The 12,170-nt window shown below is 31.4% G+C and carries 13 protein-coding genes and 1 tRNA gene; 7 read left to right on the forward strand and 7 right to left on the reverse strand.

Features of this window, described 5'->3' with window-relative positions:
- Positions 1-87 precede the first annotated feature (87 nt).
- Positions 88-1,320 (reverse strand): MFS transporter, encoded by a 1,233-nt coding sequence (locus OIU83_RS20110; protein WP_264208058.1) that lies wholly within the window; start codon positions 1,318-1,320, stop codon positions 88-90.
- Between the two features lie 90 nt (positions 1,321-1,410).
- Here OIU83_RS20110 and OIU83_RS20115 point away from each other — a divergent pair, with 90 nt between their 5' ends.
- The 3 genes from OIU83_RS20115 (at position 1,411) to OIU83_RS20125 (ending at position 4,258) form a co-directional block, all read left to right on the forward strand.
- Positions 1,411-2,286 carry a LysR substrate-binding domain-containing protein gene (locus OIU83_RS20115; RefSeq protein ID WP_264208059.1) on the forward strand — a complete coding sequence of 292 codons (876 nt, stop codon included), beginning with the start codon at positions 1,411-1,413 and terminating at the stop codon, positions 2,284-2,286.
- Positions 2,287-2,345: 59 nt separating this feature from the next.
- Positions 2,346-2,432: transfer RNA gene (locus OIU83_RS20120), tRNA-Ser, on the forward strand.
- 290 nt (positions 2,433-2,722) lie between these two features.
- Positions 2,723-4,258, forward strand: coding sequence for a Fic family protein (locus OIU83_RS20125; RefSeq protein WP_264208060.1), 1,536 nt, complete (start codon positions 2,723-2,725; stop codon positions 4,256-4,258).
- A 180-nt stretch (positions 4,259-4,438) separates the two neighbouring features.
- Here the strand turns inward: OIU83_RS20125 and OIU83_RS20130 are convergent, their stop codons facing one another.
- Entirely contained in the window at positions 4,439-4,837 is a 399-nt protein-coding gene (locus OIU83_RS20130; protein ID WP_264208061.1) for a helix-turn-helix domain-containing protein, read from the reverse strand.
- 206 nt (positions 4,838-5,043) lie between these two features.
- Here OIU83_RS20130 and OIU83_RS20135 point away from each other — a divergent pair, with 206 nt between their 5' ends.
- Entirely contained in the window at positions 5,044-5,220 is a 177-nt protein-coding gene (locus OIU83_RS20135) for a hypothetical protein (protein WP_264208062.1), read from the forward strand.
- A 208-nt stretch (positions 5,221-5,428) separates the two neighbouring features.
- Here OIU83_RS20135 and OIU83_RS20140 read toward each other — a convergent pair whose 3' ends face one another.
- From OIU83_RS20140 to OIU83_RS20160, 5 genes are all read right to left on the reverse strand, one after another.
- Positions 5,429-6,559 carry a Fic family protein gene (locus tag OIU83_RS20140; protein WP_264208063.1) on the reverse strand — a complete coding sequence of 377 codons (1,131 nt, stop codon included), beginning with the start codon at positions 6,557-6,559 and terminating at the stop codon, positions 5,429-5,431.
- A gap of 99 nt (positions 6,560-6,658) precedes the next feature.
- A complete protein-coding gene (locus tag OIU83_RS20145; protein WP_264208064.1) occupies positions 6,659-7,279 on the reverse strand; it encodes a hypothetical protein in 621 nt (206 codons plus the stop codon).
- Between the two features lie 246 nt (positions 7,280-7,525).
- On the reverse strand, positions 7,526-8,032 hold the full coding sequence (locus OIU83_RS20150; protein ID WP_035622114.1) for a GNAT family N-acetyltransferase: 507 nt from the start codon (positions 8,030-8,032) through the stop codon (positions 7,526-7,528).
- 74 nt (positions 8,033-8,106) lie between these two features.
- Positions 8,107-9,072 carry a nitrilase family protein gene (locus OIU83_RS20155; protein ID WP_264208065.1) on the reverse strand — a complete coding sequence of 322 codons (966 nt, stop codon included), beginning with the start codon at positions 9,070-9,072 and terminating at the stop codon, positions 8,107-8,109.
- Positions 9,073-9,328: 256 nt separating this feature from the next.
- Positions 9,329-10,156 (reverse strand): helix-turn-helix domain-containing protein, encoded by an 828-nt coding sequence (locus OIU83_RS20160; protein ID WP_264208066.1) that lies wholly within the window; start codon positions 10,154-10,156, stop codon positions 9,329-9,331.
- Positions 10,157-10,333: 177 nt separating this feature from the next.
- On the opposite strand from OIU83_RS20160, the gene OIU83_RS20165 reads away from it, so the two are divergent.
- The 3 genes from OIU83_RS20165 to OIU83_RS20175 are packed head-to-tail and all read left to right on the forward strand — an operon-like array spanning position 10,334 to position 12,167.
- The gene (locus tag OIU83_RS20165) at positions 10,334-10,750 is read left to right on the forward strand and encodes an S-adenosylmethionine decarboxylase family protein (RefSeq protein ID WP_264208067.1); all 417 of its coding nucleotides are present in this window, start codon (positions 10,334-10,336) and stop codon (positions 10,748-10,750) included.
- A 3-nt stretch (positions 10,751-10,753) separates the two neighbouring features.
- Positions 10,754-11,986: a DUF4178 domain-containing protein gene (locus tag OIU83_RS20170; RefSeq protein ID WP_264208068.1), complete on the forward strand. Its 1,233-nt coding sequence runs from the start codon at positions 10,754-10,756 to the stop codon at positions 11,984-11,986.
- Between the two features lies 1 nt (position 11,987).
- Positions 11,988-12,167, forward strand: coding sequence for a hypothetical protein (locus OIU83_RS20175; RefSeq protein ID WP_035622103.1), 180 nt, complete (start codon positions 11,988-11,990; stop codon positions 12,165-12,167).
- Positions 12,168-12,170: the final 3 nt, after the last annotated feature.

Genomic DNA, 12,170 nt, shown 5'->3' on the forward strand with positions numbered 1-12,170 from the left:
TGACAAGTTTGCCGATAATTAGGATTTCACTTCAGGTTATTTAAACCAGGCTTATATTTTCTTATATCACTTATATGGTAAAAGTAACTAGTTTTTATAACGAACCTCACAACTTCCAAATTCTTCTTGAGTGCTACGGTTTTTGTAATAAACATACACAATTACCGAAATTATACAGATTATCCCTTGAATAGCAACTGTATTTCGGGTTCCTATAATATGCGATACATATCCAATTATTAAACTTCCTACTGGAATCATTCCTTGGTATGCCATAAGATAATAACTAATACTTCTTGAACGCATATGCGAAGCACTTTGAGTTTGGATGTATATGTTTATCGATGAGGTTTGCGCCATCATCCCAACACCGCTTAAAGCCATACAAAGTAGCGCTACTGTTAAACTGTTTGAATAAGCCAAAATAATAATGCTAAAGCCTAATAATAAACTGGCTGCAATCATTATTTTATTCATGTTTTGTGATGTTTTTAAGTTAGCTAGATAAATAGCCGATATAATGGAACCAATTCCTGCAGCGCTTTCGAACCAACTAAAAGTTTGCGCATTTCCGCTAAAAATATCCTTTGCAAAAACAGGCATAAGTGTATTGAAAGAAATTACAAATAAACTACTACACATTAACATGAGAAGCATTTTTGCCATTTCGCTTTCTTTCTTAATATAATCCCATCCTTCGGTTAAATCATCCAACATTTTAAGCTTATCGGTTGCTTTAATGTGAGGTGTGATTTTCATCATTAATAAAGAAATTAAAACTGGAATATAACTTAAGAAGTTTCCAATAAAACAGATGTCTTCACCATAATTATGCAAAATGATTCCTGCCAAAGCAGGTCCTGCTATTCGGGCAAAATTGTTTAAAGTTGAGTTTAAAGCAACTGCATTAGGTAAATCATCTTTATTATCTACAATCTCAACCATCATGGTTTGTCTACAAGTCATATCGAATGCATTTATAATTCCTTGTAATAGACTTAATGCTAAGATATAGTTGATGTTGTATATTTTTAAATAAATCAGTAAAGCCAATGCTCCCGCTTGAAACATTGCCAAAGATTGTAATACTATCATACTACGGTGTCTGTCGTAACGACCAATAATACTTCCGGCTAATGGAGCTAAAAACAAAGACGGAATCATGCTTAAAAAAGTAGTTAAGCCTAATAGGAAAACAGAACCTGTTACGCTATAGACCATCCAACTTACGGCAGTTTTTTGTAACCAGGTACCAATTACAGAAACAGATTGACCGTAAAAGAATAATTTGAAGTTCTTTGATTTTAATGCCTTAAACATGATTGTGAAACTTTTTTACAAAGTTCGGAATTATGATTTCATTAGAAAAATTAATAATTTTACTGATAATAATTACTTTTTCTAATCGATATGGAAATCTTTCAACTAGAATATTTTATAAAAACTGCGGAAACACTTCACTTTACCAAAGCAGCAGAATTGTGTTTTGTAACGCAATCGGGATTGTCGCAACAAATAAAAAAACTGGAAGAAGAGCTCGGATTGCCGTTGTTTATAAGGATTGGCAAGAAAGTACAGCTTACCGAAGCGGGGTCGGTATTTCTCATTCATGCTAAACAAGTTATAGAAAACGTTCAGAGTGGGAAGCAAGCTATTGATGATTTAAATGAAATGATTGGCGGAGAACTCCGAATTGGGGTTACTTATATTTTTGGACTTTTGGTTTTACCAATTGTCGATTTATTTGCAAAAACATATCCACATTTAAAAATTCTTGTCGAATATGGTACAACTGAGCCTTTGGAAAAAAAACTATTGAATAATGAATTAGATTTGGTTTTGGTCATTTCATCTAATGAAATAGAACTCCCTTTTCATAAATTCCCATTGTTTACATCAAAGTTGGTGTTGGCAGTTTCAAAAACACATTCTTTAGCCGTTTTAGATAAAATTCCCTTTAAAGAGATAGAAGATATTCCGCTTATTTTACCTGTGAAAGGATTTAATTCTAGAGAATTTCTTGATGAATTATTTTTGAAAAATAACATGAAACCTAAAGTTTCTATTGAATTAAATGCAGTTCAGGCATTATTACGATTGGTAGGTGATGGTGATTATTGGGCAACAATTGTAACCGAGAAAGCTCTAAAAGGCTGGGATAATATAAAAGCGATTAACATTACGGGAGTCGTGACTAAACGAGATTCGTTTATGTTAACGATAGAGGGTGCGTACCAAAAAAAGGCAGTAAAATTGTTTATAGAAGAATTTAAAAAAAGTATGTAAGGATTAGTCGATTTTATTTTATTAACTCGATTTTTTTCATGTTATTTGCAAACCGAAATAGAGAGGTGTCCGAGTGGTTGAAGGAGCTAGCCTGGAAAGCTAGTATATGGGTAACTGTATCGTGGGTTCGAATCCCATCCTCTCTGCAAAAAAACAAAACCCTTGTGAATAAGACTTCACAAGGGTTTTGTTTTTTAAAGTACAAAATTCAGTATACGTCTAAGGATATTGAATTCTACATTTCAATTCTCCTAATGAGTAGTTTGAAAAGGGCTAGTTAGTGTATGAAAAAAATAATAGTTTATATTAATTCATAATCTACTTTAGTAATACAAAGCACCTGTTTTTCCAAAATGAAACAATAACAAACCTGTTATTCCTAGTTGATACCTGTTTTTTCATTATATTTGAATAATCATTTTTTTTTAATATTGATATGGATAGTAACAATTTTTCGCTTCAGGTAAATATTTTTCATGGATTAAAGGCTCCAGAAGAAGGAATATTAGTTGGTTATTCTGCCATTATTGAAAAATTAAGATTAGGAATTCCTTTTCCTAATAAATTGTCTCTTATTAGTGAAAAAAGGAGAAGCTACGAAACCAATGAATGGAAAGTATTTTCGTCCCGAAACAATTTTGAAGATACGTTATATAAGCATCTCATTTTTGCATTAAAATATGAAGGAATAAACCTGTTGTTCTTTAAGAAATTATTTCAAAAAATTTCAAAAGATGAAATAACAAGTATAATACAAAATGAACCAACAGGGCAGTACAGTAGAAAAATATGGTTTTTGTACGAATGGCTTATGCAGGAAGAGCTTCCTATTCTGAGCCTGACTATTAAAAATTTTATTCCGCTAGTAGATGAAGACATTCAATTTGGGGTATCAAAAAGTATTAATTTCAGTCGTCACCGCATTAAAAACAATTTACCAGGGACGATTGATTTTTGTCCATTAATTTTTAAAACAGAGAAATTAAAAAATTATATTGAAGAGAATCTTTCCCAAAAAAAAGATGCTTATTTAAATACGTTTCATAAAGATGTTTTACAAAGAGCTTCGGCTTTTTTATTGCTGAAAGATTCAAAAGCTTCTTTTACAATAGAAGGAGAGAATCCTACAACTAATCGCGCTGTGCGTTGGGGTAAAGCGATTGGTCAGGCGGGTTTAAAAGCATTGGATAAAGAAGAATTGCTTCGTCTGCAACAAATCGTAATAGAAAACAGTCGTTTTCTTGAAATGGGTTTTAGAAAAGAAGGAGGTTTTGTAGGCGAGCACGAAAGAACTACTGGCGAACCAATTCCAGAACATATTTCAGCAAAAAATGAAGATATAGAAAAATTGATTGATGGCTTGATTGCGACTTATCAAAAGTTGAAAGAATCTGATTTTGATCCTGTTTTAGCTGCTGCTGCAATCGCATTCGGTTTTGTGTTTATTCATCCTTATGTAGATGGGAACGGTAGAATTCATCGTTATTTAATTCATCATATTTTATCTAAAATGAAATTTGCACATCAAGGAATTATTTTTCCTGTTTCGGCTTCTATTTTAGATCATATTGATGATTATAGAAAAGTGTTAGAGTTACATTCTCATCCATTACTTGATTTTATAGAATGGGAAAAGACGAAATCTAATAATGTGGAAGTCCTGAATGAAACTATTGATTTTTATCGCTACTTTGACGCAACGAAACAAGCGGAGTTTTTGTACGATTGTGTAAACGATACGATTGAAAATGTTATTCCGCAAGAAGTAACTTATCTTCAGAAATACGATGAAATGAAAAGTTATTTAGATGATGTTTTTCAAATGCCAGATAAAACAGTAGCATTACTTATTCGGTTTTTAGAGCAGAATAACGGTAAGTTTTCAAAAAGAGCTATCGAAAAGGAATTTTCTTTATTAACAGAAGAAGAAATAAATGAAATAGAGTATAATTATAATTTAAGAATGAAATAATAAAACCTTTGCGAAGCTTTAATTCACAAGGGTTTTGTTTTTTAATTGCGTGAAATTCACTCTAAATCAATTCTTTGAAAAAGCATGAAATCATTTCTCAACACTAATCTTATAAAACAAAAAAGAGATTTCAAATTTGAAATCTCTTTTTACAATAAATTATATCTCATAAAAGGACATTTACTTCCCTTTTAATAACTTCTCCAAATATTCATTTTTATCTTTTTCAGCTTGAACTAAACGTTCGTAAAGCTCAACAACTTTGTCAAGAGGATTGAATGAACAATTATTTGATTGAATGGCTCCATTACTATAACTAAAGTCATTATCGTAAATTGTGTTAAAATAATTAATCACATTTTCTTCTGAAAAGTTTTTAATTGCCTCGACAGTAACTCCAAGAGCCTTCGCTACTTCTTTAAGTTTCTCTTCGTCTATGTTTTCGCTGTTTTCTATAGCAGAAATTGCTTGCTGATTTGTTCCCAAAGCCTGTGCAAGTGCTTCTTGTTTCATGTCTTTAAGTTCACGAATACGGCTTATTTTACGCCCTATATGAAATGGTTTTGTTGTTGCGCTCATAAATCAAAGATATTTAAAATTTTTAGAGAAAATAGATTTTAGTAAAAAACAGGCTTGCTTTTGTAAGATACGGTTTTCAATATTTACACAAAAATACAGTTTTTCAGATGATTAATTAAAACACAGTTCATCAATTCTCAAAAGCAGTATTTGTTTTTTATAAGAAAATATTGATTATTTTTACATTTTACCAAAATATAGAAATTATGGAAATCAAAAATCAAGTATTAGATGCTATAAAAAAAGCTGAACAGCCTGTAAACGCTGGAAAAGTAGTTGAGTTAACTAAACTAGACCGTAAAGAAGTAGATAAGGCAATGAAAATGTTGAAGGACGAAGGTTTAATAGTTTCTCCTAAACGTTGCTTTTGGGAAGCAAAATAAATCTGAAATGGTCAATTTTAGATTCAAACCAAAAACCCTTGTGAAGTTTTATTCACAAGGGTTTTGTTTTTTAAACACAAAATATGGATTTACGATAAATCAATTTAACATGTTTTATTTCTTCATTTTTTTTAACATGACGAAATTAACGTGTTAACTTTTTCTGTGTTCTTTAACATGAAGTGATTAACGTGTTAATAAAAAAGACTTATTTAAACTTAATGCGTTGTGAAGCATTTTGTAAAAAATCATACAGAGCTATGTTAATATAAAAATTTTCTTTTCCGATTTTGTGCAATGTTATCAATTTTAATGCTATAAGTTGATCTAAATGTTTTGAGGCTGTTTGTCTTGTAATTCCTAAGTCTTGAACTAGAAAATCAATTTTAGTGTAGGGATGTTTAAATAGATTATTTATTAAATCTTGGGAATAGATTTTAGGTAATTCTAAACGAATTCTTTGCTTATATTCCATCATTAATTTTTTAATTCCTCTGATGATTCCTGTCGTTTGAATGGATGTTTGTTCAACGGCTTCAAGCATAAAAAGTATCCATGGTTCCCAATTTTTTGATGCTCTGGTTTCTTGTAAAAGATTGTAATAATCTGCTTTATTTTGATTTATATATCTACTTAAATATAAAATAGGTAAGCGTAATAGATCTTCTTTTACTAAATATAAAATATTAATAATTCTGCCTGTACGACCATTACCGTCATAGAAAGGATGGATACTTTCGAATTGATGATGAATGATTGCCATTTTGACTAAGGGGTCAATATCTGATAGAGTGTCATCATTAATGAATTTTTCTAAATTATTCATCAGTGATACAATATCATCATGATTTTGAGGAGGTGTATATATAATCTCACCTGTTTGACCATTTTTAAGTTCTGTACCAGGAAGTTTTCTAAAACCAGCTTTGGTTTCTTCTAGAATTCCTTGTATTTCTATAATTTGATTAGATGTAATAAGTTGCTTTGAACGAACAATTGCAAATCCTTCTTTCAGAGCTGTGGCGTAATTATATACTTCTTTTGCGGCAGTACTAGCAAACTGTTGAGCAATACTATCGCTACTAAATAGCTCATCATGTGTAGTGATTATATTTTCTATAGCCGAACTATCTTTAGCTTCCTGTAATGACAGCGTATTAAGAATAATAACTTCATTTGGTATTGATTCAGCAACTCCATTAAGTTCTGCAAGTGCTTTATGAGCTAAGGTTAATTTTTTTAGGATTAATTTGCTTTCTACATCCTGATCTAGCGGTAACATTGGAAGTTGATATTGATTCATGGTAAGTTTTTTTAATTCTTCATGTAATGTTGGCATAATGTTATCATAGTCAACTTTTAGAGTAAGACAAATTTAATATAAAACCCTTGTGAAGTTTTATTCACAAGGGTTTTTATTTTATTATAACATAGAAGTCTATCCTAAATCAATTCTTTCAAAGTTAGGAGTAAATGCTAGTAAATCTGTAAACAGGAGTTTGTTATCTCTCGTTTCATAGCTCCAATTTATAAATTGCAGATAATGCGAAGGATTATCATTACTTGAAGAACTTCTGTCATCCAGAAGCTCTTTGCAGTTTTTAGTATCTAGCCATTCGAATATTTCTGTAAATGTTTTTCCTCCTTGTCTTATAAACGAAGCCAGTTCTGGAAGAATAGATTTTGTTTCTTCAGAAATATGAATGTTTAATCCATATCTCGATTCAAATTTTGAAATGTTATACTTGTCCAAATCTGTTATGAATTTTGGATTTAGCTTTAATTGTTCCTCAATAGTGGCTTTTTCTTCAGCAGATATTGATTTCAAGAAAGTGCTAGAGCAAAAATCTGTTCCTACTTGCTTTTTGAATTTTGAATTAAAAAGACGTTTCAGTATTACCAAAGGTTCATCCAGTGTTCCAATCTTATCTTTTGTTATAACACCAACAAAGGAATGATATTCTTCAAACTCAATAGGAACAAATTTCTCAATTCGATGAATTCCTTTTGCATAGGATTTAACCCATTGCCCAATCTGAAAATCTTTATGTGTATTCATACTCTGAATGATATAATTTAAAACTATAATTTAATAAGTTGTATGTAATTGCTGCGTCTGTTCACTTCGCTTGGGGCGCAAAATGGTATTTAACACATAGAAACATAGATTTTGTAATCTAAAAAGACGTTTCACTCAAGATAAATCACATAGCACTATGTGAAAAAATATAATTTTCTAAAAACATCTTTAAATTATAATTTTAAACCTATGTTTCTATGTGTTAAAATGATTATAATCAAAGGATTATAATTTAATCTCAAACAAGCTAAAAGAACCTTCTTTGTAATGTTCTGGTAATTCGCTAGTCCACTCGATAACGCTAACACCTTTAAAATCAAAACCGCAACTTGTGTAGTATTTGTTTATTCTTTCGTTTCCGCTATGAGTATCTAGTCTTATGTAAGATTTACCATTTTCTTTGGCATATATTTTTACCCATTCTATGATTTTTGTAACATAAGAGCGACCTCTAAATTTTGGGTTTGTAGCAATACGATGAAGATATACTGCAGGATCTTGAGCAGCTTCTTTCCAGATAATCAAATCATTAAAAGTAAGTACAAATGTACAGGCAACTTCCCCTTCATCTTTGATTATAAAGTGACGGTCTTCGGCGATTTCTTTCTCTATTAATGCTTTTTCAAAACCTCTCCAGCTTTTATTATTAACTGTTTTTTGATAAGACGTAGCTTCATTATAGATATCGAAAACGGCATCGATATCTTCGTTTGTAGTTTTAAAAAATTCCATTGTAGTGTTTTATTCTGTAGATTAATCAATTCCCCAAAGATAAATCTTTCCGATGCTTTACGTCTGTAAAATTATTAGTTTTTACTTTTTTCGTCGGTGTTTAGCCAAACTACATTTTGTTCCGATTTGTGTTCTTGCCCAATAATATCTCGATATAATTCTGGTCTTCTAGCTTTTATGTAACGATTTCCACCAGCCTGAATACATTTTTCGGGAGTAATTATTGCTGTTGCAAAAGAGTCATCAAAAGAACGGCATTCGGTGATTACATCACCAAAAGGGTCAATAATCATCGAGCAACCATTTTTTAATTGATCGTCGTCCATACCAATTGGGTTTGAGAAAACGGCATAAATAGCATTATCATATGCTCTTGCAGGCAACCATTTCATTAGCCAATCACGACCTTTCATTCCGTCAAATTCTAATCGTAACGAAGTTGGGTCGGCTTCGCGGTTTTCCCAAAGCTCAGGTGCAACAAAACCAGCGCCAGGTCGGGTAGAAGGAGTACACATTGTTACGTGTGGCATAAAAATAATATCAGCACCTAAAAGTGTTGTTGCACGTACGTTTTCGATAATGTTGTTGTCGTAGCAAATTAGGATTCCGCATTTCCAACCCTTGATTTCAAAGATGCAGTAACTATCTCCGGGTGTTAGGTAAGGATTTATAAACGGATGTAGTTTTCGGTACTTGGCAACCAAACCATTTTTATCTACACAAACATAGGCTTTGAATAAATTATCGTTCTCATCTTTTTCAAAAAGTCCGGCTAATATTACGATATCATTCTTTTTGGCTATTTCCGTAAGTTTTAAGACGCTTTCTCCGTTTGGGATAACTTCTGCCTGACTCAGCATTTGTTCTTTCGATAAATGCCTTGCAAATGTATATCCGGTTATAGAACATTCGTGAAACGCAATTACATCACAACCTTCGCTAGCTGCTTTTTGCGAAAGTTTCTCGATTACAGATAAATTATAGTTTTTATCGCCGCTTTTATTCTCAAACTGAGCTGTGGCTATTTTTAGATTTTTCATATTATACGCTATTAATTTTAGGCAAAAATAGCGCTGCCGATAATTTACAAATTGTATAAAACCGACATTTTAATCTGTAGAAAAAAAATTAACCGCAAAGGGCACAAGGATTTACGCAAAGGTCGCAAAGCTTTTAATTTGTGCTAATTGGCGTAATTGCTTCGCCTGTTCGCACTTTCAGGCTCGGGTTGTGGTTAATTTTTTTTAATCCATTTAATCCTTTAATCTGTGGCTAAGAAATTAATCGCAAAGTGGTCTATAAATTTTTAGCAGGAACAGTTTCTATAAAGTTGTTGGTTAGTTTTCCGGCATTATACAAATATTCTTTGGGAGTCATTCCGGTATGTTTTTTAAATTCTCGTATAAGGTGGGATTGATCCGAGAATCCTGCGTCATAAGAAATCGTGGTAAGGTTTGTATCTTCTGATTTATTCTTGAGTAGTTTTAAAAAGCCATGAATCTTTACAATATTGCCAAACTTCTTTGGATTTAATCCAACGCATTCTGTAAATTTTCTTTCGATATGTCTTTCAGTATAACCTGTATAATCAACCAATTGTTTGAGCGAAAACTGCCCTTTGGTTTTGATGATAAAATCTAACGAAGCCGCAGCAATCAATTGGTTTGATAGTGGTTTTTTCGCTTCAAGCGTTTTAAAAAAATGATTCAAAAGGTTTAGTTTTTCCTGAATAGTAGCTTGTTCGGATAGTTTTTCCTGAAGTTCAATTCCTTCCAACCCAAAAATATCATCGATAGTGATTATGGTATCACGGAGTTCGCTACTTGTAATACCTAGTAATTGGTTGATTCCGTTAGGTTGGAAAACGACAATTACAATAGACATTTCGCTGCCCGAATAAATGTCTTTAAACCCATTTAGTTGGCCATACAAAAACGAACTTGGCAAGTAATTCTGCGCTTCATAATTACTGAAACCAGAAATAAGCTTACTTTTTAAAGAGAACACAACACCAGTATTACCATCAGAAAACAAACGAAGCTTCTGAGTATCATTACCTTTATTTTCTAAAAAAAGATAGTGTTTTATATAAGGCGATAATTCCTTTGGAGGTAAAACTTGCATAAAAACCTATTTGTTTATTAAATTCAAAAAAGTTTAGATGCAAATTTAAAAAATCTTATTTCCTTAAACTCTTTTTTACTTTATAATTTAAACATAAAGCTTTAGTTGGTTTTGAAATAGCTTGTAGAATCTGGGCTGTTTTAGGTAATTGTATGGAGAGTCTAAATCATATCCTTCTTGTTAAAATTATCCAAAAATTATTATACATTTGGGGCGTATATAAATATTTTAATGGATTTACCCGCTTATTCACCAGGCTTGCATAAACTGGTAACCCTACATGTAGATAAAGTTCAAAAACTAAAGGATAGCAATGGTTTTGTTGCTATTACCAATTCAATTTTGGAGGCTTATCAATTAGAAAAAGTAGGTGTTATTGTCCATGATTTCGATAATGATAGCTTTACTATTTCATTTTGTTTAAAAGAATCTCATATATGTATACATACTTGGCCAGAATACAATCAGTTAACTTTAGATGTTTATTTGTGTAATTATCAGCAAGATAATTCTAAAAAAGTAAGAGACGTTATGGCCGATTATATCAATTATTTTGAAGGAACAATTATAAAAGATTTTGAAATTAATCGTTAGTATATGAAAGTTCCTTGTTTCAGTTGTGATACCGTTACCGATTTAGAGGTTGGTTTTGAAGTCGTAAATTTTGTTTGTCCGAATTGTCATAGCTTATATTCATCTGATGGCGATGGACAACTTCGTTTAAAATCAAAGTTTAAACTTGAAGTAAATGATTTTGCTTTTAAAATTGGAGATAAAGGAATTCTTAAAGGAATAGAATATACCGTTATTGCTGCAATAGTTAAAAAAGTATCTCAAAGCTATAATTGGACAGAATACATTTTGGAAAGCCCAAAGGGGGATTTGGTTTATCTTTCTGAATCAGATGGAAACTGGATCTTTTTAACCGAAATAGAAGATCAATTTAATGCAAAACAACATCCTGAAATAGTAACTCATAACGGGATTGTATTTGATATTTACGAGTATTGCGATGTAGATATAGAAAATGCTCAGGGATATTTTGATTTCTCTTTGCCTGTCTATAAAATTCATATGGTAGAATATATTAACCCTCCGTTAATGATTTCTGTTGAAAAAATTAATGGTGTTGAAACTGCCTTTCTTGGAGAATATATTAGTAAAACTGAAATAAGGAAAGGATTTCCGGCGGTTAATTTACCATACCAGACGGGTGTAAATATTACAAGACCATACTATTTTGATTTACGAAATACAGCAATAATTTTTTGTTTCGTTGCCTTAATAATTGTATGTGTTAACTGGCTTATATACAAAGATCAATCAGAACAAAGTGTGTTTTATAAAGAAGCCACTTTTAATGAATTTAATAACAAAGAAATCTTTGGTTCTTCGTTTGTTTTAAAAGGCGGATCTGCGCCTATGACAATTCGTGTATCTTCTGATGTAGATAATTCTTGGGCAAACGTAGATATTGCTTTGGTCGATGAAAATACAAATGAAGAGTTACATGCTAATAAAGATGTAGAGTATTATCATGGTTATACAGATGGCGAAAATTGGACTGAAGGAGACCAATCGGTAGAGTTTAATATATGCGGAGTTAAAGCAGGAAAATACCATTTTGTAATTACTCCACAAAAAGCTCCTGAGGATATAAGCAATAATGTAATAAAAGTAAACGCAGTTTGGAATAAACCATCCTTTTACAACGTATGGATAGTTATTGGGTTTATGATAGTAGTTTTTATTGTTATTAGATATTGTAAAATAAATTTTGAAAAGAAAAGATGGGAGTATAGCGATTATTCACCTTATCAAGACGAGTAATATGAAAGATTTTTTAGATTTTATAAAGAATAATTTAGCTGCATTAGCAATAGGACTATTTTGCTTTGCAACCTATTTGTATTTCGCCTATTCAGGAAACAGAATTTGCGATTGCGAAACAACAGAAAAATATAGTACATCAGGAAATCGTAGTTCCGTTAACCGCTTTTATCATAAATAAACC

The sequence above is a fragment of the Flavobacterium shii genome, from assembly GCF_025847235.1.
GTDB lineage: Bacteria > Bacteroidota > Bacteroidia > Flavobacteriales > Flavobacteriaceae > Flavobacterium > Flavobacterium shii.